General features: G+C 73.5%; 21 protein-coding genes. 6 read left to right on the top strand and 15 right to left on the bottom strand.

Going from position 1 to position 20,663, the window contains the following annotated elements; all coding sequences use genetic code 11:
* Window positions 1-83: 83 nt before the first annotated feature.
* From BU198_RS27465 to BU198_RS27445, 5 genes are all read right to left on the bottom strand, one after another.
* On the bottom strand, window positions 84-629 hold the full coding sequence (locus BU198_RS27465) for a hypothetical protein (protein ID WP_188299569.1): 546 nt from the start codon (window positions 627-629) through the stop codon (window positions 84-86).
* Between the two features lie 203 nt (window positions 630-832).
* The gene (locus BU198_RS27460; RefSeq protein WP_188299568.1) at window positions 833-1,474 is read right to left on the bottom strand and encodes a hypothetical protein; all 642 of its coding nucleotides are present in this window, start codon (window positions 1,472-1,474) and stop codon (window positions 833-835) included.
* 18 nt (window positions 1,475-1,492) lie between these two features.
* Window positions 1,493-1,900, bottom strand: coding sequence for a hypothetical protein (locus tag BU198_RS27455; protein ID WP_188299567.1), 408 nt, complete (start codon window positions 1,898-1,900; stop codon window positions 1,493-1,495).
* 141 nt (window positions 1,901-2,041) lie between these two features.
* Complete coding sequence (locus tag BU198_RS27450) at window positions 2,042-2,821, bottom strand: hypothetical protein (protein WP_188299566.1); 780 nt, start codon at window positions 2,819-2,821, stop codon at window positions 2,042-2,044.
* 92 nt (window positions 2,822-2,913) lie between these two features.
* Window positions 2,914-4,956: an NADPH-dependent 2,4-dienoyl-CoA reductase gene (locus BU198_RS27445; RefSeq protein WP_188299565.1), complete on the bottom strand. Its 2,043-nt coding sequence runs from the start codon at window positions 4,954-4,956 to the stop codon at window positions 2,914-2,916.
* A 345-nt stretch (window positions 4,957-5,301) separates the two neighbouring features.
* Here BU198_RS27445 and BU198_RS27440 point away from each other — a divergent pair, with 345 nt between their 5' ends.
* Complete coding sequence (locus tag BU198_RS27440) at window positions 5,302-6,555, top strand: FAD-dependent monooxygenase (RefSeq protein WP_188299564.1); 1,254 nt, start codon at window positions 5,302-5,304, stop codon at window positions 6,553-6,555.
* A gap of 46 nt (window positions 6,556-6,601) precedes the next feature.
* Here the strand turns inward: BU198_RS27440 and BU198_RS27435 are convergent, their stop codons facing one another.
* Window positions 6,602-7,177, bottom strand: coding sequence for a TerD family protein (locus BU198_RS27435; protein ID WP_188299563.1), 576 nt, complete (start codon window positions 7,175-7,177; stop codon window positions 6,602-6,604).
* A 213-nt stretch (window positions 7,178-7,390) separates the two neighbouring features.
* On the opposite strand from BU198_RS27435, the gene BU198_RS27430 reads away from it, so the two are divergent.
* Window positions 7,391-7,684 carry a hypothetical protein gene (locus tag BU198_RS27430; protein WP_188299562.1) on the top strand — a complete coding sequence of 98 codons (294 nt, stop codon included), beginning with the start codon at window positions 7,391-7,393 and terminating at the stop codon, window positions 7,682-7,684.
* Between the two features lie 183 nt (window positions 7,685-7,867).
* Here the strand turns inward: BU198_RS27430 and BU198_RS27425 are convergent, their stop codons facing one another.
* The gene (locus tag BU198_RS27425) at window positions 7,868-9,448 is read right to left on the bottom strand and encodes a glycerol-3-phosphate dehydrogenase/oxidase (RefSeq protein ID WP_188299561.1); all 1,581 of its coding nucleotides are present in this window, start codon (window positions 9,446-9,448) and stop codon (window positions 7,868-7,870) included.
* Window positions 9,445-10,107, bottom strand: a complete 663-nt coding sequence (locus BU198_RS27420) for a TetR/AcrR family transcriptional regulator (RefSeq protein ID WP_188299560.1) — start codon at window positions 10,105-10,107, stop codon at window positions 9,445-9,447. The genes BU198_RS27425 and BU198_RS27420 overlap by 4 nt, the downstream gene beginning before the upstream one ends.
* 20 nt (window positions 10,108-10,127) lie before the next feature.
* Here BU198_RS27420 and BU198_RS27415 point away from each other — a divergent pair, with 20 nt between their 5' ends.
* From BU198_RS27415 to BU198_RS43475, 3 genes are read left to right on the top strand one after another with little or no spacing between them, the layout of a single operon-like run.
* Entirely contained in the window at window positions 10,128-11,750 is a 1,623-nt protein-coding gene (locus BU198_RS27415; protein WP_411293239.1) for an FAD-binding oxidoreductase, read from the top strand.
* The gene (locus BU198_RS27410) at window positions 11,747-12,655 is read left to right on the top strand and encodes a diacylglycerol kinase (protein ID WP_188299559.1); all 909 of its coding nucleotides are present in this window, start codon (window positions 11,747-11,749) and stop codon (window positions 12,653-12,655) included. The genes BU198_RS27415 and BU198_RS27410 overlap by 4 nt, the downstream gene beginning before the upstream one ends.
* A gap of 4 nt (window positions 12,656-12,659) precedes the next feature.
* Entirely contained in the window at window positions 12,660-12,782 is a 123-nt protein-coding gene (locus BU198_RS43475; RefSeq protein ID WP_262987071.1) for a hypothetical protein, read from the top strand.
* A 24-nt stretch (window positions 12,783-12,806) separates the two neighbouring features.
* On the opposite strand, the gene BU198_RS27405 is transcribed toward BU198_RS43475, so the two are convergent.
* From BU198_RS27405 to BU198_RS27385, 5 genes are all read right to left on the bottom strand, one after another.
* Window positions 12,807-13,724: a DUF6891 domain-containing protein gene (locus tag BU198_RS27405; RefSeq protein ID WP_188299558.1), complete on the bottom strand. Its 918-nt coding sequence runs from the start codon at window positions 13,722-13,724 to the stop codon at window positions 12,807-12,809.
* Between the two features lie 151 nt (window positions 13,725-13,875).
* Window positions 13,876-14,181 (bottom strand): DUF6342 family protein, encoded by a 306-nt coding sequence (locus tag BU198_RS27400; RefSeq protein ID WP_188299557.1) that lies wholly within the window; start codon window positions 14,179-14,181, stop codon window positions 13,876-13,878.
* Between the two features lie 146 nt (window positions 14,182-14,327).
* Window positions 14,328-14,627, bottom strand: a complete 300-nt coding sequence (locus BU198_RS27395) for a DUF6342 family protein (RefSeq protein ID WP_188299556.1) — start codon at window positions 14,625-14,627, stop codon at window positions 14,328-14,330.
* Window positions 14,628-14,779: 152 nt separating this feature from the next.
* A complete protein-coding gene (locus tag BU198_RS27390) occupies window positions 14,780-15,079 on the bottom strand; it encodes a DUF6342 family protein (RefSeq protein WP_188299555.1) in 300 nt (99 codons plus the stop codon).
* A 318-nt stretch (window positions 15,080-15,397) separates the two neighbouring features.
* Window positions 15,398-16,003 carry a hypothetical protein gene (locus tag BU198_RS27385; RefSeq protein WP_188299554.1) on the bottom strand — a complete coding sequence of 202 codons (606 nt, stop codon included), beginning with the start codon at window positions 16,001-16,003 and terminating at the stop codon, window positions 15,398-15,400.
* A 316-nt stretch (window positions 16,004-16,319) separates the two neighbouring features.
* Between BU198_RS27385 and BU198_RS27380 the strand changes: the two genes are divergently transcribed.
* On the top strand, window positions 16,320-17,468 hold the full coding sequence (locus BU198_RS27380) for a Cmx/CmrA family chloramphenicol efflux MFS transporter (protein ID WP_188299553.1): 1,149 nt from the start codon (window positions 16,320-16,322) through the stop codon (window positions 17,466-17,468).
* A gap of 60 nt (window positions 17,469-17,528) precedes the next feature.
* On the opposite strand, the gene BU198_RS27375 is transcribed toward BU198_RS27380, so the two are convergent.
* Together BU198_RS27375 and BU198_RS27370 are read right to left on the bottom strand one after the other, a co-directional pair.
* Window positions 17,529-18,887 (bottom strand): DUF2252 domain-containing protein, encoded by a 1,359-nt coding sequence (locus BU198_RS27375; RefSeq protein WP_188299552.1) that lies wholly within the window; start codon window positions 18,885-18,887, stop codon window positions 17,529-17,531.
* 133 nt (window positions 18,888-19,020) lie between these two features.
* On the bottom strand, window positions 19,021-20,595 hold the full coding sequence (locus BU198_RS27370) for a multicopper oxidase family protein (protein ID WP_188299551.1): 1,575 nt from the start codon (window positions 20,593-20,595) through the stop codon (window positions 19,021-19,023).
* Window positions 20,596-20,663 lie beyond the last annotated feature (68 nt).

Raw genomic sequence — 20,663 nt, 5'->3', positions numbered from 1 at the left:
TCCACCGCGCCAACACCGAGTTCCTCGCCCGCGGCCCGCCCCTGATCCCCTCCCCCCGGCCTCCCCGGGACCGCGGCGGCCGGTCAGTCGCTCCGCACCTCCGGGTTCACCGTGCAGAAGTAGACCCGGCTGCTCCGCGGGTCGAAGTAGAAGCTCCCCGAGTACCGGGTCAGGGTCACCGACCTGTCGAACGCCTGACTGTTGAGCCATCCGGTCGTGCCGCCCACCTCGGCCGCGAGCTCCTTCGGGACACCGCACTCGATGGCGCTCTCCGCCCACACTCCGCTCGCCGTGATTCCCGCCAGTGTCCCCGGCTCGACGTGTGCCACCCCGTCCAGGCTCACGTCGGTCGGCCCGGGAACCTCCGGCACGGAGTTCAGCGTCAACATCCGGCTGACCCACTTGCTCTCGGACAACGGACCCAGCTTCGGGAATCGGCGCTTCAACGGCTCAAGGTCCGTCCGCACCGCTGCCGGACTCGGAGCGGCAGCGGCCTGCTGACGGTTCTCCGCACGCCCATCCGCTCCGGCCTCCGGGCCGGACGCACAGCCAGAGACGAGCAGCACCGCGGCGGAAGCCATCAGCAGCGCCTGGGGCACAGGTCTCTGATTCACCACCATGTGTTTCATGGGTTCATCATCCTGCATTGTCCTGAACAACAGCCCGGCGAGGAACGGAGCGGCCACCACGGGGGTGCGGCCGCCCTGCGGCCCAGCCCAGCCCGCCCACGACCACCATTCCGTCGGCCAGGCTCCACACCACGATTCGCAGGTCCTTCACCAACACCCCTCTGTCCGATGAATCCCAGAAGAACCGGCGACGGAACGCCGTCTCAGCACGGCACGACGAGGCTCTTCTCCAGGCCGAGGTCGAGAGGCTCCTCGGCCGGCACACCGTCGCGCCGCACCGTCGCGCGGTACTCGCCCTGGAGGTACCTGGGTATGGCCACCGTGTAGACGGTGTGGCGCACGCCCTCGACCTGGATCGAGTAGCCCTTCCGCACCGGGAAGTCCCGGCCCTGGCACGAGAGGTAGTCGACCGTCTCGCCGTTGGACATCAGGACCACCGACCATGCGCCCTTGAACATGCTTGCGCCGACGAAGGTGCCGACGCCGGGCGTCCGCCGCGCGGCGATGTCCGCGAGCGGCACGCAACTGCGGGCCACGACACGGTCCGAGGCCATGCAGATGTCGCCGGTCTGCTCCGCCTGCCAGATCAGCTCCGGCCCGTAGCCGTTGTCGAACCGGACCGGCGTGAACTCGTCACCCGCCGGTGCCGTCCCCTTCTCCTGGGCGGTCCGCAGGATCATCTGCCTGGCGCTCTCCGGGAGCGTCGGCTCGGACAGCACCGTGCCGGCCCCGGCGGCCGCCCCGTCGTCCGCGGAGCCGTTCCCGCCGGGCGGCCCGGTACACGCGCAGGCGCCGAGGAGCAGGCCGGCGAGCACGACCCGAAGCCTCGTGGTGAAGCCGTTCATGATTCCCCCTTGCCTGGACTACTGACGAACGAACGGCTCCTGACCGGCGTCCACTCCGGTCATCCCGAGCTGCTCGCCGTTATTGCCCTTGCCATACTGAAAGTACCTCTCGCACCTCAGGTACCCATCTAGGGAGGCTAGTTGGACTATCGCACCAGTACCGGCGTCCTGCAGCTTCCCGTACTTCCACGTACCAGTGAACTTCACGGCCGTCGGCGAGTTGTCGCCACGGCACATGGCGGGCAACAGGAGAACTTCACCGAGCTTGCCGCCTTCCAGCAGCTGGATCGAGGAGGCGCCCGCCTTCCAGGACCCGATGACGGGCGGGTCTGGCGCCTTCCCCACCGTGCACGAGGCGGCCAGCGGCAGCACGCACACCAGCAGCGCCGGCCCATACCGCCTCGAAAGCCCCGGAGAGCCGATCACCTGTTACCCCCTTTGCCCCGGAGGCCCCGTGGGCCTCATGGGCCCCTGCCGCCGTCCCGGCATTCTGGCAGGCGCGCTCGGCGGCGACCGCACCGCGGCCCCCACCGGACGCATGGGCGTCCGGTGGGGGCCTGGAGGGGCTCAGACGCGCTTGGCCTCGGAGGCGGTAGCGGTCGGGACGGCGGTCGGGACGGTGGTGGGGACGGTGGTCGGGAGGGCCGTGGGGGCGGTGGTGCTGCCGGCGTGGGTGCCCAGGGTGCGTTCGACCTTGGCGACGGCGGTGCGGTACTGCATCGAGGCGGTCTGTTCGTTGCTGCCCTGGCGTTCGAAGTAGCCGAAGAGCATGGCGACCGTGCCGAAGCGTTCGATGCCGACGTAGCCGTTGAGCTGGACGCCGGCCAGGGTGCCGTCGAGGTGGACGGCGGGGGCGTCCTTGCGGTCGCCGAGGGTGACCGGGCTGACGGTGAAGGTCACGGAGTCCTGGGTGCCCGCCTCGAAGGTGATGCTGTGGCAGCTCTTCAGGGCGTCGGTGGCGTTCTTGAAGTCGGCGGTGAGCCGGTCGGAGGACTCGGCGGCGAGGGACTGGGTGACCATCGGGTTGCCGTCCGGGCCGTCGAGTTCGACCGCGGCGTGGGTGACCTGCGGTCCGGTCTGGGTGGCGTGCATGTTGATCAGGGCGCTGAGTGCGGCACAGCCGGTCACCGGGGTCTGGTTCCCGCCCGGACTGGGGCTCTGTGTCACCGAGATCGCGGTGTAGCCGGGGCCGAGGTCGGCCGGGGTCAGCAGGGCCGGCTTCAGCTGGTCGGCGGTGGGCAGGGTCTCGGCGGGTGCGGCCGAGGCCGGCCGGACCGCCGGGCCCAGGGCGACCGCCACGACGGCGGTGGCGGCGGCGAGGACGTGGATGGGCCTGGGAAAGGGCATACGGGGCCCCCGGTCGAGGGTTCGGGCAGGGACGAGGCAACCAGTGTCCCACCGGGGGCCCTGCGCGGCGCGCGGGCGGGGATCTCCGCAGGTCAGATGGATGCGGCCAGTTCGGTGCCCTGCTGGATGGCCCGCTTGGCGTCCAGCTCGGCGGCCACGTCGGCGCCACCGATCAGGTGCACCGGCAGGCCGCGCTCGCGCAGCGCCTCGTACAGGTCGCGGCGCGGCTCCTGGCCGGTGCAGAGCACGACGGTGTCCACGGGGAGCAGTTGGCGCTCGCCGTCGACGGTGAAGTGCAGGCCGGCGTCGTCGATCAGGTCGTAGCTGACGCCGGGGACCATCACCACGCCGCGGTGCTTGAGTTCGGTGCGGTGGATCCAGCCGGTGGTCTTGCCGAGGCCGGCGCCCACCTTGCCGGTCCTGCGCTGGAGCAGGTGGACGCTGCGCGGGGGCTCGGGCCGCTCGGGGGCGCGCAGGCCGCCGCGCTCGCGGTACTCCGGGTCGATGCCCCACTTGGCCTGGAACACCGGCGGGTTGAGGCTGGCCGCGTCGCCCTGGTCGGTGAGGAACCCGGCCACGTCGAAGCCGATGCCGCCCGCGCCGAGGATGGCGACCCGCTTGCCGACCGGCGCGCCGTCGCGCAGCACGTCGAGGTAGCCGAGCACGCTGGGGTGGTCGATTCCGGGGATGTCGGCGGGAGTTCGGGGGGTGACGCCGGTGGCGAGGACGATCTCGTCGTGGCCCTGCCCGGCCAGCTGCTCGGCGGTGACGGTGGCACCGAGTCGCTGGGTGACGGCCAACTCGGCCAGCCGGGTGCGGAAGTAGCGCAGCGTCTCGTCGAACTCCTCCTTGCCGGGGATGCGCCGGGCGATGTCCAGCTGCCCGCCGATCTCCTCGGCGGCGTCGTACAGGGTGACCTGGTGGCCGCGCTCGGCGGCGGAGACGGCGAACGCGAGGCCGGCCGGGCCCGCGCCGACGACGCCGATGTGCTTGCGCGACATCACCGGGCCGAGGACGAGTTCGGTCTCGTGGCAGGCGCGCGGGTTGACCAGGCAGGAGGTGATCCGGAGGCTGAAGGTGTGGTCGAGGCAGGCCTGGTTGCAGCCGATGCAGGTGTTGATGGCCTCGGCGCGGTCGTCGCGGGCCTTGGCCACGAAGTCGGCGTCGGCGAGCAGCGGGCGGGCCATCGAGACCAGGTCGGCGCTGCCCTCGGCGAGCAGGCTCTCGGCGATCTCGGGCGTGTTGATGCGGTTGGTGGCGACCAGCGGGATGCCGACCTTGCCCATCACCTTCCTGGTCACCCAGCCGAAGGCGCCGCGCGGCACCGAGGTGGCGATGGTGGGGATGCGGGCCTCGTGCCAGCCGATGCCGCTGTTGATGACGGTCGCCCCGGCGGCCTCGACGGCCTGGGCGAGCCGTACGACCTCGTCCAGGGTGGAGCCGCCGGGTACCAGGTCGAGCATGGAGAGGCGGTAGACGATGATGAAGTCCTCGCCGACCCGCTCGCGGACCCGGCGGACGATCTCCACCGGGAAGCGCATCCGCCGCTCGTACGGGCCGCCCCACTCGTCCTCGCGGTGGTTGGTCGCGGCGACGATGAACTCGTTGATCAGGTAGCCCTCGGAGCCCATGATCTCGACGCCGTCGTACCCGGCGCGGCGGGCCAGCCCGGCGCAGCGGGCGAAGTCCTCGATGGTCTGCTCGACCTGCCCGGCGGTGAGCTCGTTGGGCACGAAGGGGCTGATCGGGGCCTGGAGCGCGCTGGGGGCGACGAGGTCCCGGTGGTAGGCGTAGCGGCCGAAGTGCAGGATCTGGAGGGCGATCTTCCCGCCGGCGGCGTGCACCGCGTCGGTGACCACCCGGTGCTTGTCCGCCTCCTCCTCGGTGGTCAGCATCGCGCCGCCCTCCCAGGGGCGCCCGGCCTCGTTGGGGGCGATGCCGCCGGTGACGATCAGGCCGACGCCGCCTCGGGCCCGTTCGGCGTAGAAGGCGGCCATCCGCTCGTAGCCGCCGGGGGCCTCCTCCAGGCCGACGTGCATGGAACCCATGATCACGCGGTTGGGCAGGGTGGTGAAGCCGAGGTCGAGCGGGCTGAGCAGGTGCGGGTAGCGGCTGCTGCCGGGGTGGGCGCTCATCGACGTCTCCTGGGGCGCGGGCGGGGGCGGACCGGGGGCTTTGTTACCGCAGAGTAGGTGACGGGCGCCGCGGTATGCAACTAGTTGCATAAGGATCGTCGCGTGAGGCCGGGGGGTCGAGGGGACCTTCGGAACGGCCCCCGGAACGGCCCCCGCGCCGACCCTCGGAACGGCCCCCGCGCCGGCCCTCGGAACGGCCTGCCGGTGCACCTCCGAACAATCCTCCGGACAGCCCTCCGGATGGCTCGAACACGACGCCGGGGCCCGCCCGTCGGCGTATCGTCGTGTCCCGGACAGCGCGGGGGGACGGCGCTGGGACATCGCGAGTTCGGGAGAGGAGCGACCGTGCGAGGTGGCTCGGTGGCCGTGGTCGGGGGCAGCATCGCCGGGAGCGCCTTCGCCGGCGCCGCCGCCCGGCTCGGCGCGGAACGGGTGGTGGTGCTGGAGCGCAGCCCCGGCCGGCTGGAGGACCGGGGTGTGGGGCTCTGCACCCACGACGACCGCTTCGACGAACTGGTCCGGACCGGACACCTCGCCGCGGACACCCGCCGCCACCGCCTCACCGTGCGCCGCTGGGTCACCCGGGGCGCGGCCGGCGAGGGCGACGGACCGGACGGCTGCGGGCGGCTGCTCTGGGCCCAGCCCTTCTCGTTCCACTCGCACCACTGGGGCGTGCTCTGGCAGGCACTGCGCGAACGGACGCCCGGGCAGGTCGAGTTCCGGCTGGGCACCACGGTGACGGCGGTCGGCAACGGGCCCGGCGGCGAACGCGGCAATGCCTGGACCGAGAACGCCGACGGCGGCCGCGAGACGTACGACCTGGTGATCGGCGCCGACGGCTACCGCTCGGTGGTCCGCGCGGCCGTCTGCCCGCAGGCCGAGCCCGAGTACGCCGGGTACGTGTGCTGGCGCGGCAGCTACGACTCCGCCCTGCTGGCCGGGCTGCCCGGCGGAGCGGCCCCCTGGCCGGAGGAGCACTGCGTCACCGTCTGCTACCCCGGCGGCCAGGTGGTGATCTACCGCATCCCCGGGCTCGAACCCGGCAGCACCCAGGTGAACTGGGTCTTCTACGCCCCCACCCCCGCCTGGCTGCGGCTGGACGGCCCGACCAGCATCCCGGCGGGCAGCCTCACCGACGCGCGGCTGGACGAGCTGCGGCAGCTCTCGGAGCGGAACCTGCCGCCGTACTGGGCCGGGGTGGTCGCGCTGACCCCGCGCGAACGGACCTTCCTCCAGCCGATCTACGACCTGGCCGCCCCGCACCGCACGGCCGGCCGGCTGCTGATCGGCGGGGACGCGGCCACCGTGGTGCGCCCGCACAACACCAGCGGTGCGGTGAAGGCGATGCAGGACGCCCACGCCTTCGAGCTGGCCGGGCGGGAGGCCGGCTCCTGGCCGGACCTACTGGCCGCCTACGACCGCGAACGGACGGCGGCCGGACGGGAGTTGGTGGAGCTGGGCCGCGCCCTCGGCCGGGCCCAGGTCACCGCTTCACCGGACTGGTCGGGGATGGACGAACCGGCCATGGCCGCCTGGTGGCAGCACCAGCTCACCGGCACCGGGGGTTTCGGCGGCCACGCGCTCGGCCGCAAGGGCTGAGCGCGCGCCGCGGCCGTCGAAACCCCGTCGATCCGGACCGGGACGGTCAGACGTTGACGCCGTAGTCGGTCGCGATGCCGCGCAGCCCGGAGGCGTACCCCTGGCCGATGGCACGGAACTTCCACTCGGTGCCGTTGCGGTACAGCTCGCCGAAGACCATCGCGGTCTCGGTCGAGGCATCCTCGGTCAGGTCGTAGCGCGCGATCTCCTGGCCGTTGGCCTGGTTGAGGACCCGGATGAACGCGTTGCGCACCTGGCCGAAGCTCTGCAGCCGGGCGTCGGCGTCGTAGATCGACACCGGGAAGACCACCTTGGCCACGTCCGCCGGGACGCGGTCCAGGTCGACCTTGATCTGCTCGTCGTCCCCGTCTCCGCCGCCGGTCAGGTTGTCGCCACTGTGCTCGACCGAACCATCGGGGCTGCGGAGGTTGTTGAAGAAGACGAAGTGCTGGTCCGAGACCACCTTGCCCAGCGCGTTGCACAGCAGCGCGCTGGCGTCCAGGTCGTAGTCGGCTCCCGTGGTGGTGCGCACGTCCCAGCCGAGGCCGACGATCACGGCGCTCAGACCGGGCGCCTCCTTGCTCAACGAGACGTTGCCGCCCTTGGCCAGCGAAACTCCCACAATGCCCTCCTCGATCTCTCCCTGCGAACGAATCTACAACACTGTAGAGATCAGGAGAATCCATCGGGAGGCGGGCCCTGCCCCGGGAATTTCTCAGGGCGGCGAACGGGAACTCCGGCCGCGGCGCTCCGCATGCCGAGCACCCTGGCAGGGGCCCGCCCTACACTGACAGTGGATTTCCCCTCGTCGCAGGCCCTGTCGCCGGAGGTCCCGATGCGCCAGCGGTACAGCTTCCACCTCGACCAGGACGGGCACTCGGTGACCGTCAACGTCCGGTCCGGCTGGATCACCGAGACCGAGCTCCTGGTCGACGGCAAGGAGTGCGCCTTCCACCGTGTCCACGGGCACGGCGTCTACCCGCTGAGCCTCGCCGCCCAGGTCGCCGAGGAACCGCCGGAGCCGCTCGCGGTGCGGCTGGACCGCACCGGCCGGACCGAGCACCCGCTCTCCTGCGTCCTGGAGATGGCCGGCGCCGAGCACCCGATGCCCGAGCGCACGGCGCGCTGATTCCGCCCGTTCACGCCGACGTCGCGACGGACTTCGACGCGTTCGCCGCCCGGCACCCCGAGCTGCTCGACAAGGAATTGCTCACCCGCCACTACCGGCCCGGAACGCTCGCGGACGACCAGGCCAGGACGACCTGGGTCGAACCGGATCTCCTCCCCTTCCCCCGCTCCGCGTCCTGACGCGTCAGCCCGCCAGACCCTCCCCGAGGCGCTCCGCCACGATCTCCTCGACGGCCTTCCGGGCCCGCTCGGCGTCCTCCGCGACCAGCCCGATCCTGGTCCGGCGGTCCAGCACGTCGGCGGCATCCAGCGCGCCCTCGTGGGTGACGGCGTGGGCGATCTCGGCGCGGGTCACGTCCAGGCCCTCCGCGACCGGTGTCGACTCCCCTGCCACGAGCACCTCGTGGGCCGCGCCGCCGTGGCGGGCCGACAGCGAGGGCGGCACCTCCGCCGCGGAGAGCGGGCGGCTGTCCCGGTGCCCGGGGGCGCCGATCAGCGGCAGCCTGGCCGTCCAGCAGGCACGGGCGGGCAGGCCGCGCAGCCGGACGGCGGTGTCCACCGCGTCCTCGGCCATCCGGCGGTAGGTGGTGAGCTTGCCGCCGACCACGGTGATCACCCCGGACGGGCCCTCCAGCACCGCGTGCTCGCGCGAGATGTCGGCGGTGCTGCCGTCCCCGGTGTCGATCAGCGGGCGCAGCCCGGCGTGCGCGCCGCGCACGTCCGACCTGGTCAGCGCGGTGGCGAGGGCGGCGTTGACGGTGTCGAGGAGGAAGGTGAGCTCGGCCTCGGTGGGCTGGGGCTCGTCCGGGACCGGGCCCGGGGCGTCCTCGTCGGTCAGTCCGATCGCCACCCGGCCGAGCTGCTGCGGCAGCGCGAAGACGAACCGGCTGGTGGAGCCGGGCACCGGCACGGTGAGGGCGGCGGTCGGGTTGCCGAGCGCCGCCGCGTCCACCAGCAGGTGGGTGCCCCGGCTGGGCCGGAGCCTGATCGACGGCTCCACCTCGCCGGCCCAGACGCCGGTGGCGTTGACCACCGCGCCGGCCCGGACGGCCAGTTCCTGCCCGGTCAGGGTGTCGACCAGCCGGGCCGAGGTACCGGTGACCTGTTCCGCGCGCACCCTGGTCAGCACGCTCGCGCCGTACTGCGCGGCGGTCCTGGCCAGCGCGACCACCAGCCGGGCGTCGTCGACGAGTTGACCGTCGTGGGCGACCAGCGCACCGCGCAGCCCGTCCGTCCGCACGCCCGGGACCAGCGTGCGGGTCCGGGCGGCGTCGATCCGGCGCACCCGGGGCAGCAGCGCGCCCGGGGTGCCGGCCGTCAGGCGCAGCGCGTCCCCGGCGTGGAAGCCGGTGCGGATCAGCGCCGCCTGGCCGGGGCGCAGCAGGTCCGGGAGCAGCGGTACGAGTTGGGGCAGCGCCCGGATCAGGTGCGGGGCGGTGCGGGTCATCAGCACGCCGCGCTCGACCGCGCTCTCCCTGGCCACCTTGATCCGCCCGGAGGCGAGGTAGCGCAGGCCGCCGTGCACCAGCTTGGAGCTCCAGCGGCTCGTCCCGAAGGCGAGGTCACGAGCCTCGACCAGCACCGTGCGCAGGCCGCGCGAGGCGGCGTCCAGGGCCACCCCGGCGCCGGTGACGCCGCCGCCGATCACCAGGAGGTCGATCCGGGCGTCGTCGCCGAGTGCTTCGAGCTCCAGCGTGCGGCGGGCGGCGTCGAGTCGGGAGGTTCCGGCGTACGGGCCGGCGTGCGGACCTGCGGTGGGGGTCACGGCGCGAGGTATCCGTTCAGTGCTCTGGCCAGTTCGCGCCGCCAGGCCGCCTCGGGCAGCAGGGAGGCGACCATGCGGTGCGACTGGACGGTGGACTGGGCGATCAGCAGGACCATGGCGGCCAGTTCGAGCGGCTCGCCGGCCCGGATCGAGCCGTGCTCCTGGCCCCGTTCGATGCCGGAGCGCAGCGCCTCCAGCAGGCCGCGCTGGCTGGCGCCGAGCCGCTCGACGACGTACTGGAGCAGCAGGTCGGAGTCGTCGGAGCGGAGCAGCGCGCCGAGCACCGGGTGGTCGCGCAGCCGGACGGCGATCTCCACCACCCGCTGGACGAAGGCCTCCCGGTCGCGGGCGTCCGGTTCGGTGCCCTCCAGGGCGGCCAGGATCTCCCGGGTGAGCAGGGCGCCGATCACCGCCCGGACGTCCGGCCAGCGGCGGTAGACGGTCGGGCGGCTGACCCCGGCGCGGCGGGCGATCTCGGACAGCTGGGTGCGGCGCACGCCGAGGTGCACGATCAGGTCGGCGGCGGCGTCCAGGATCGCGTCGTCGGTGCTGCGGGCCCCGGGGGGCCGGCCCGGTGTCGGGGTCCGGCTCGGCGCTTGGGTCTGGCCTGGCGTCGGGGTCTGGCCTGGCGTCTGAGGCTCGGCGTTACTACTTGACATGATGTGTGAAACTGTAACGCATGGCACCTGAGACGCAAGCGGGACCGGCCGGCGCCGCACTTCCGCTCCCCCCGATGAAGTGGGACGCCTGGGGCGACCCGGCGCTCGCCAAGGAGCTGTCCGCCGACATCAAGGGGCTGCTCGCCGCCGCCCTCGGCGTCACCGGGGACGCCGCCCCCGGGCCGAGCGCCGAGGAGGTCGTGCTGCGCCCGTCCCGGATCTCCGCCGAGGACCTCAAGGCGCTGGCCGACGCGGTCGGCGAGGCGCACGTCAGCGCCGCCGACGCCGACCGGCTGCCCCGCGCCGGTGGCAAGTCCACCCCCGACCTGCTGCGCCGCCGCAGCCGCGAACCGCAGGACGCGCCCGACGCCGTCGTGCTGCCCGGCACCGAGCAGGAGATCGCCGCCGTCCTCGCGGTGTGCGCCGAACGCCGCGTCGCCGTCGTCCCGTTCGGCGGCGGCACCAGCGTGGTCGGCGGCCTCGACCCGGAGCGCGGCCCGTTCGAGGCCGTCGTCTCGCTCGACCTGCGCCGCTTCGACCGACTGCTCGACCTGGACGAGACCTCCGGCGAGGCCGTCCTCGGCGCCGGCCTCACCGGCCCGGCGGCGGAGGCGCTGCTCGCCGAACGCGGCTGGGAACTCGGCCACTACCCGCAGAGCTTCCGCTACGCCACCATCGGCGGCTTCGCGGCCACCCGCTCCTCCGGCCAGGACTCCGCCGGGTACGGGCGCTTCGACGAGATGGTGCGCGGGCTGCGCGTCGTCACCCCCGCCGGAGTGCTCGACCTCGGCCGCGCCCCCGCCTCCGCCGCCGGCCCCGACCTGCGCCAGCTGTTCCTCGGCTCCGAGGGCACCCTCGGCGTGATCACCGCCGTCCGGCTGCGCGTCCACCCGCTGCCCGCCGTCAAGGCGTACGAGGCGTGGAGCTTCCCCGACTTCGCCACCGGCACGGCCGCGCTGCGCACCGTCGAGCAGCAGGGCGCGGGCCCCACCGTGATCCGGCTCTCCGACGAGGCCGAGACCATGATCAACCTGGCCATGACCGAGCAGATCGGCGGCGCCCCCGCGGTCACCGACTGCCTGGCCGTCACCGTCTTCGAGGGCAGCGCCGCCCAGGTCGCCGCCCGGCAGCAGCTCACCCGGGACACCCTGCTCGCCGCCGGCGGCACCTCGCTCGGCGAGGCCCCCGCCCGGGCCTGGGAGCACGGCCGGTTCAACGCCCCCTACCTGCGCGACTCGCTGCTCAGCGCGGGCGCCCTGTGCGAGACCCTGGAGACCGCGGCCGGCTGGAGCCGGCTGCCCGCCCTGCGGGCCGCCGTCACCGAGGCGCTGACCGGGGCCCTGCCAGGCTCCCTCGTGCTCTGCCACATCTCGCACGTCTACCCGACCGGCGCCTCGCTCTACTTCACCGTCGTCGCCGCGCTCGGCGAGGACCCGCTCACCCGCTGGGGCGCCGCCAAGCGCGCCGCCGGGGACGCCATCCTCGGCGCGGGCGGCACCATCAGCCACCACCACGCCGTCGGCGCGGACCACCGGCCCTGGATGACCGAGGAGGTCGGCGAGCTGGGCGTGCGCATCCTGCGCGCCGTCAAGGCCGAACTCGACCCGGCGGGCATCCTCAACCCCGGCAAGCTGATCCCATGACCGGCGTGAGAACCGTCCGCAGGGTCGCCGTTCTCACCAACCCGGCGGCGGGCATCGGCCACGCCGAACCCGCCGCCCGCCGGGCCACCGCCCGGCTGCGGGCCCTCGGCGTCCAGGTCGAACCGCAGGCCGGACGCTCCCCCGAGGACGCCGTCCGCCTCGCCCGCGAGGCGGCGGCGGACGGCATGGACGCGGTGGCCGTGGTCGGCGGCGACGGCATGGTCAACCTCGCCCTCCAGGCACTGGCCGGCACCCCCGTCCCGCTCGGCGTGATACCGGCCGGCACCGGCAACGACCACGCCCGCGAGTACGGCTTGCCGCTCGGCTCCCCCGAGGACGCCGCCGACGTCGTCGCCGCGGGCCGCACCCGCAGCGTCGACCTCGGCCGGATCACCGGCCCGGACGGGGCCGTCCGCTGGTACGGCTCCGTCCTCGCCACCGGCTTCGACTCCCTGGTCAGCGACCGCGCCAACCGGCTCCGCTGGCCACGCGGCCGGATGCGGTACAACCTGGCCATCGTGGCCGAGTTCGCCAACCTGCGCCCGCTGCCCTTCCGCATCACCCTCGCCGACGGCACCGTCATCGAACGCGACCTCACCCTGGCCGCCGTCGGCAACACCCGCAGCTACGGCGGCGGCATGCTGATGTGCCCCGCCGCCCTCCCCGACGACGGGCTGCTCGACCTCACCCTCGTCGACGCCATGCCCCGGCTGCGCATCGCCCGGTTCTTCCCCACCCTCTTCAAGGGCACCCACGTGGGGTACCCCGAAGTCACCACGCTGCGCACCGAGTCGCTGCGGATCGAGTCCCCCGGCATCACCGCCTACGCCGACGGGGAGTTCATCAGCTCGCTCCCGGTCGAGGTCGCCGTGGAGAAGGACGCCCTGCGGGTGCTCGTGCCGTGAGAAGGTGGCGCCGTGGTCCGGCCCGACCGGGCGGGCCACGGCGACGGGGGCGGACCACCTCGGCTGCGCCCTGACGGCCGCCGGCCCCGGCCTCACCAACTACTGGCGCTGGACGCGCCGGACCTGACCGCCCGTCCGCCGGAGGCCTCCCTCACCCGCCGAGGCGGCGGCGCCAGAGCAACGGGCGTATCTCGATCGCCTGGGACGGGGCGCCGTTCCAGACCGTCGGCAGGCCAAACCCCGCCAGGGCGGCGACCACCTCCTTCCCAACGGCGACGGTGGTCTCCGCGGAGCCGTCGAAGCCGCCGTACAGCAGGGACAGGCCTTGGCCGAGGGCGGCGGACTCGGTGGCCTGGGAGTGGAAGTAGACGAAGCCGCGGGCGTCGGGGGATCCGGCGGCGCCGATCTCGGCCTCGCCGCAGGAGCGGCAGCAGGAGAAGTCCTCCCGGGCCGTGATGCCGTCGGCATCCAGCGCGGCGAAGGCCCGGGTGAGGCGCTCCGGATCGGTCTCGCCGACCCAGCCGGTCTGCTCGCCGACGCGCTCCAGCCAGAGCCGGTCGGCGAGTTGCTCGGCCTGGGGGCGCGAGAGCGGGCGGCGGTCGCCGGAGACCAGGTACTCCTCGGCCTGCTCGGCGAGTTGGGCGCGGTCGGTGTAGCCGCAGGCCAGGCTCAGCCGCAGCCGCTCCTCCACGCCCTGCCGCTCGCCCGCGTCCAGTTCGAGCGGCGGCACCGGCTCCGGTGCCGGGCCCAGGTCGAGCGGCTGCCAGTCGAGACCGTCGTCCCAGCCCGGCGCTCCGCGCGCCCAGCCCGTCATGGCCTCGGCCACCCGCTCGGGATCGTCCAGGCTCACCTCGAAGTGCCGCTCGCCCGAGCCGTCGCGGAGTTCCAGCGTGTAGTCCTCGCCGTCGGCGTGCCACACCTGGACGTACACGTCCGGCAGGTCCGGTATCCGCTCCACGACCAGGAAGCGGTCGTCCGGCGCGCCGATGCGCCGGACCATCCCCGCCAGTTCCTCCGCGCTCACCCTCAGGTGCCGCGTCTCGTTCGTCTGCACCGCGATCGCCAGCATGGGGCCACCCTTGCACACGCCACTGACAATCCCGGCGGCCGATCGCGCAGTTCAGGCCTGGTGCACCCGGTGACGAACGGCCGGAACGGCAGAAGGTCCGCGCGCTCCGGAGAGCGCGCGGACCTCCCGGCCGCGGGGACGGCGCTGCTGCCTAGTAGCTCAGGTCCTGCCGATACTGGGCCTCGGTCAGGCCGCCAGCGAGGTACAGGTTCCCCTCCGAGTCCAGGATCGCGATGATCTTCTTCATGGTGCCGTAGCGGGTCGTGAAGTAGAACTTGTTCTTCACGTGGTCCACTTCGAGGTTGGTGTTGATCGACAGCTCAACGCTCTGCGGGCCGCTGATCAGCACGTCCCGCTTGGGCGAGGTGCCGTAGACCCGGTTCTGGGTCAGCTTGACACGGCCGTTCATGTCGCCTTCTCGCCAGTCCGTCGCGACGCCGAGGTCGATGTCAGGCATGGAGGTCCTCCCCTACGATCCGCGGGGCCCCTGAGGACACGCCCGCACTCCACTGGAAACAACGTCATTGCCGGGTGAGGCACTTCATCACCCGGTGAAGGTGCACGCGCTCCGCCGAGCGCGCGAAGGAGCGGCCGGGCCGCGTCCTAGTAGGTCAGGTTCTTCTGCTCCGTGAGCAACCGGCCGGCGAGGCTCAGGTTGCCCATGGAGTCCAGCACCGCGAGGAGCTTCTTGGTGCTGCCGTGGTGGGTCGTGAAGTAGACCTTGTCCGCTTCCTGACTGGTGGACTCGTTCGTGTTCACCGCCAGCTCGATGCTCTCCGGGCCGCTGATGACCACGTCCTTCCACGCCGGGTTCGCGTTGACCCGGTTCTGCACCAGCTTGATGCGGGCGTTGCTGTCGCCGCTCTTCACGTCCGACGCCACGCCGAGGTCGATGTCAGGCATGGAGACCCTCCCCTATGATCCGCGGGGTCCTGAGGACACGCCCGCTCTCCGATGGAAACACTGTGATGGCCTGGTGAGCGACGTCATCACCCGGTGAAGGTGCGCGCGCCCCGACGCCGCACCCTGATCCGGCACAATGAGCCGGACACCCCCTAGTAGGTCAGGTTCCCCTGATTGGTGAACACCTTGCCGGCGATGGAGAAGTTGCCGTTCGAGTCCAGCACGGCGATGACCTTCTTCGTGGTGCCGTGGTGGGTCGTGAAGTAGATCTTGTCCGCTTCCTGGCTGGAAGAGTAGTTCGTGTTCACCGACAGCTCGATGCTCACCGGCGAGCCGACGACCACGTCCTTCTTCGCCGGGTTCGAGCCAGCCGGGCTCTGCTGCAGCTTGACGCGGCCGTGGTAGTCGCCGTCCGTCCAGTCCGACGCCACGCCGAGGTCGATGTCAGGCATGGAGACCCTCCCCTTTGGTCCCGCGGGGCCCCTGCGGACACACCCGCTCTCCAGTGAAAACAACTTCGGTGCCAGGTGGAGCACTTGGCCACCCGAACCGATCGGAAATCTACACAGTCCCGCCGTGGAATCTGGGCCTCCGTTTGAAAATTTCCGATACGAGTCAAAAATGAACAAGCATTGACCGATTTTGTTCGCTTGAAAGTCCCAGGAGCCCTACAAGTCACACCAGTCCCAAGGGAGTCGACAAACGGAAGAGGCCCGCGCACTCCGGCGAGTGCGCGGGCCTCGGGGCCGCTCCGGGACCGACCGCAGGCGCTAGGCGGGCCGCACCCTGCCGGAGCTCTCCGTGAGGGCCGGCTCCCCGCTGTCGGGGTCGACGGTGTAGACGCGGTAGCCCGCGTCGGTGGTGATCCGGATGTGGTCGGCGTCGGACCACCGCGCCGATACGAACTCCCCCTCTCCGGGGAACTTCTGCTGGACCGTCAGGACCGACCAGCGGCGCGCCGAGAGGCCGCTCCCGGTCTCCAGACCGACCTGGAAGGTGTTGCTCTCCTGCTCCGACTGACCGCGGTTGACCACGGTCAGGACGCGGTCCGCCCGGCCCGGGGAGCTCGTCCGGGTCTCCCAGCGGACCGGCTCGCCCAGGTCCAGCATCCGGACGGCGCCGCCTCCCAGCGCGAACACCAGCCCGACGGCCCCGACCGCCGTCGCCAGCCCGCCGATCGCGTCCCGACGGCCGCGGACCCAGCGCGCGGCCAGCAGCAGGACGGCGGCGGCGCCGACCAGCGGCACCGGATGGTCCAGGGCGTCGGCCACCGCCGCCCGCCCACCGCTGCGGGACTCCAGCCGCCCCGCGGCGGCCACGACCAGCGGCAGCAGCGCGGTGGCGGCCAGGATCCCGCCGATTCTCATACGATTCATCGAACCCCCTTGCGGGGCACCCTAGACGGCCCGGTCCCCGGACGGATCCGGAGGGCCTCACCCCGGCGCGGCGGGCTCCGAGGCCGTCGGGAAAACCGGGTGCTCCGACGCCGGACGGTCGGGTAGCCTGCCGGGCATGTCGAGCCCTGAGGCATCCAGGGTGGGGGCTTTCGGTCACGCGCCGTCAGCCCCCTGAAACCCGGAGACCCCGAACCACCGAGGTCCGAGCGAGCGCCGCGCCTGCGCCGCCCGGGGGCTGAGCGTGCGGTGACGAGACGTCCTGTCCTCGTTCCCACCGCCTCCTCGGAGCCTCTCGATGCCCCTTCCGCTCTATCTGCTCGCCCTGGCCGTGTTCGCCATGGGCACCTCGGAGTTCATGCTCGCCGGGCTGCTGCCCGGCCTCGCCGCCGACCTCGGCGTCACCGTCGGCACGGCAGGCGGGCTGACCTCGGCCTTCGCGGTCGGGATGGCCGTCGGCGCGCCGCTGACGGCCGTGCTCGCCCGCAGCCGGCCCGGACGCGGCAGCCTGCTCGGGTTCGTCCTGGTCTTCGCGGCGGCGCACGCCGTCGGGGCCCTCACCGCGGACTTCCCGGTGCTGCTCGCCAGCAGGGTGGTCGCCGCGCTCGCCGACGCCGGTTTCCTGGCGGTGGCGCTGACCACCGCCGCCGCCCTCGTCCCCGCGGACCGCAAGGGGCGGGCACTCGCCGTGCTGCTGTCCGGGACGACGGTGGCGACGGTCGCCGGTGTCCCCGGCGGGGCGGTGCTGGGCGCGCTGTTCGGGTGGCGCGCCGCGTTCTGGGCCGTCGCGCTGCTCTGCCTGCCCGCCGCCGTGGGCATCGCCAAGGGCCTTCCGGCCGCCGCCACTTCGGCCGACGGGTGCCCCGCCCCGGCGCTGCGCGCGGAGGTCGCCGAGCTGCGCCGTCCCGGGCTGCTCCGCGCGATGGTCCTGGCCGCGCTGGTGAACGCGGCGACCTTCGGCGGCTTCACCTTCCTCGCCCCCGTGGTGACCGGCCCCGCCGGGCTCGGTGAGCTGTGGGTGCCGGTGGCGCTGGTGCTGTTCGGGGCCGGGTCGTTCGCCGGAGTCACCGTCGCCGGGCGGCTCGCGGACCGCCGCCCTGGCCTGGTCCTCGCCGTCGGCGGCCCGCTGCTGCTGGTGGGCTGGCCCGCCCTGGCCGTCCTCGCGGACGCGCCGGGCGCGCTGCTGCCGCTGGTGTTCCTGCTGGGTGCGGTGTCCTTCGCGGTCGGCGGCACGCTGATCACCCGGGTGCTGTACGAGGCGACGGGCGCCCCCACCCTGGCGGGCGCCTACGCGACCGCCGCGCTCAACCTCGGCGCCACCGCGGGGCCGTTGCTCGCCGCCGCCACCCTCGGCACGGCGGCCGGCGACCTCGGGCCGTTCTACGCCGGCGGACTGCTGGTCGCGGCGGCGCTGCTGGTGGCGACGGTGCGGCCGCGGGTCGGCTGAGTCACGGGTCGCGGTACGGGAAGAAGCGGGGGTACGGGGCCGGGCGCGGTGGGGCCCGGCTCACACCCCCCGCGTCGCCGCCACCCGCCCGTCCGCGACCGCCGCCACCAACTGGCCGTGGTCGGCCGCCGTCCGGTCCGCGTAGCGCAGCGCGAAGTCGGCCACGGCCTCGGCGAAGGTGTCCGCGCCGCCGAGGTAGCCGGCGATGGCCAGGCGGTCGCCGGTGCGGGCGTGGGCGCGGGCGAGGGTGCGGCCGCAGAGGTCGGCGTAGGCCCGCAGCCCGGAGGGCCGGAAGTCGGAGATGTCCGTCGAACCCTTCATGTCACGCAGCTGGCGGCCGTAGAAGTGGCGTCCGGCGGGGCCCGTGGTCCAGCCGAGGAAGATGTCGCTGGCGGCCTGCATCAGGTGCTGTCCGGTGACCACCCGGCGGCCGCCGTGGTGGACGGCGATCTCGGCGTCCGGCCGCAGCGGCGGCAGGTGTTCCTCCAGCACCGACCGGCCGGCCTCCTTGAGCTGGAGGAACAGCGGGTCGTGGCCGCCCTGGCCCTCCAGCAGCACGATGTAGCAGCGGGTGCCGACGCTGCCCACGCCGACCACCTTGGTCGCCGCGTCCACGAAGCGGTAGCGGTCCAGCAGGACCCTGCGGTCCTCCGCGAGGGTCGACCGGTAGTCACTGAACACCTTGCCCACGCCGCGCAGTTCGGTCCGCTTCAGCGGCTCGATCAGCGGCGGCTCGCTGACGATCCGGCGCCGCCCGTCCCGTTCCTCGGTGAGCTTGCCGAAGGCCTGGAGGCTGGTGCGGCGCCGGGCGTGCGCGAGGTCGGCCTCGGCCCGCTCGCGCTGCCTCGGCCTGCGCAGCAGCGCCGGCAGGTCGGCGGTGTCCACCCGGGCGTACCAGACGTCGAGTTCGCCCCTGCCGGCCAGCTTCCGCATCGCGCCCGCGTACCCCTGGACGGCGGCGAGCGCGGCCCTGCGCGCCTGCCGCTCGTCCTGGCCGTTGTCCCTGGCGGCGACGGCGACGCTGGCGGCGAGCCGCTTGACGTCCCACTCGAAGGGGCCGGGGAAGGTCTCGTCGAAGTCGTTGACGTCGAAGAGCAGCGCGCGCTCCGGGGAGGCGTACACGCCGAAGTTCAACAGGTGGGCGTCGCCGCAGAGTTGGACGGTGAGACCGGTGTCCGGCAGGGCGCCGAGGTCGGCCGCCAGGACGGCGGCGGCGCCGCGCAGGTAGGCGAACGGGCTGTCCGCCATCCGCCCGCGGCGGATCGGCAGCAGCCCGGCGACCCGGTCCTCGCCCTGCCGCTCCAGTACGCCGAGCGGGTCGGGCCGGTCGGCGGCGGGGATCCACCGGCCGTGGGCGGAGCGGGAGACCCGCTCCCGGGCGGCCCGGCCGTGCCGGCGGCGTTCGGCGGGGGTGGTCATGCGGCGGCTCCGGGCGTCGGCGGGTCGCGGGTCCTCTTCCGGCGACGCTAGGACAGGAGTGCGGGAGGGCGCACCGCACGCCCTCCTGCACTCCGCCGTCCGGGTGAACCGGGCGGCCCGCGGGAGAGGCGGATCACCGCACGGTGAAGTCCGCCATCATCGCCATGTCCTCGTGCTCCAGGTTGTGGCAGTGCAGCATGTACACCCCCGCGTAGTCGGTGAAGCGCACCAGCACCTCCACCGCCTCGGCCGGGCGCAGGTCCACGGTGTCCTTCCAGCCCGCGTCGTACGGGCCGGGGTCGGCGCCGTTGCGGCCGATCACCTGGAAGTGGTCCAGGTGGACGTGCACCGGGTGGTGCAGGTCGGTGGAGAAGCGCCAGCGCTCGACGGTGCCGAGGGCGGGCGTGGCGATGCTCTCGCCCGGTTCGTACGGGCGGCCGTTGATCGTCCAGCCGCTGCCGCGGCTGCGGCGGAAGGTGAAGTCGCGGGTGGCGACGGCGGCGGAGGCGTCCAGGGCCTCGATCGTGGACAGCCTGTCGGGCACCTTCGTGTCGTCGCCGACCTGCTGGGAGGTGACGTCGAAGCGCATCACCTCGGCCGTCCGGCCGTCGCCGAAGCGGTTGACCAGCCGGACCCGGGTGCCGGGTTCGTAGCGGGCGAAGTCGACCACGACGTCGAAGCGTTCGGCGGGCGCGATCTCGATCCCGTCGTGCCGGACGGGCGCGGCGAGCAGGCCGCCGTCCGAGCCGATCTGGACCAGGGCGCCGCCGCCCGCGGGCTGCGGGTCCAGTTCGAGCCGGTAGAGCCGGGCGTTGGAGGCGTTGAGCAGCCGCAGCCGGTAGTGCGCCCGGTCGACGTCCAGCCGGGGCCAGGGCGCGCCGTTGACCAGGATGACGTCGCCGAGCACGCCGTTGGCGTAGTCGTCGGTGACGCCCGGTTCGGCGAGCCCGGGGTCGGCCGCGGGGTAGCGGAAGGAGCCGTCGGCGGCGAAGGAGCGGTCGGTGATCATCAGCGGCAGGTCGCGATCGCCGCGCGGCAGCGGCAGCGCGTCCTCCTCGTCGTCGTGGACGAGGTGGAAGCCGGCCAGTCCGCGCCAGACGCCGGGGCCGGTGAAGCCCATCCGGTGGTCGTGGTACCAGAGCGTGGCGGCGCGCTGCCTGCCCGGATAGGTGTACCTGCGCTCGCCGGTGGCGTTCCTGCCCGCCGCGTGGTGCATCCCGGGCATGCCCGGCATCCCCGCCGTGCTCCGGCCGGAGTCGGTCGAGCCCACCGGCAGCAGCAGGTCCACCGGGTAGCCGTCGCTGTCCGCCGGGGTGTGCCCGCCGTGCAGGTGGGTCACCGAGGGCACCGGCAGCTCGTTGCGGTGGCTGACCACCGCCGTCCGCCCGGAGCGGGTGACCACGGTCGGCCCCGGGAAGGTGCCGCCGTACGTCCACATCCCGGTCTTCACCCCGGGCAGGATCTCCAGCTCGGCGACCTTCTGGGTGATCTCGTAGTGGTCGCTCGTGCCGTCGGTACGCACCGGTTGCAGCACGGCCGGCACCGGCAGCGCGGCCCGGAAGGCCTCCGGCAGGGCGAGTTCGCTGCTCAGCAGCCGCCCCGGACGGCCTTCGGCGAGCAGCCGGGCGGCGGAGGGGACGGCGACGGCGGCCAGGGCGCCCGCGCCGAGGACGGAGGCGCCGACGCCCAGGAACCGGCGCCGGTTCACTTGGACACCTCCAGGGGGCCGCCGGGGCGCGGCAGGCGGCCGGCGCCGTCCGGGCCGGTGCCGTCCGG

It is taken from the genome of Streptomyces sp. CBMA156, assembly GCF_014596515.1.
GTDB lineage: Bacteria > Actinomycetota > Actinomycetes > Streptomycetales > Streptomycetaceae > Kitasatospora.
The sequence above is the reverse complement of the archived record's forward strand: the minus strand, read 5'-3'. Positions and strand labels throughout refer to the sequence as shown.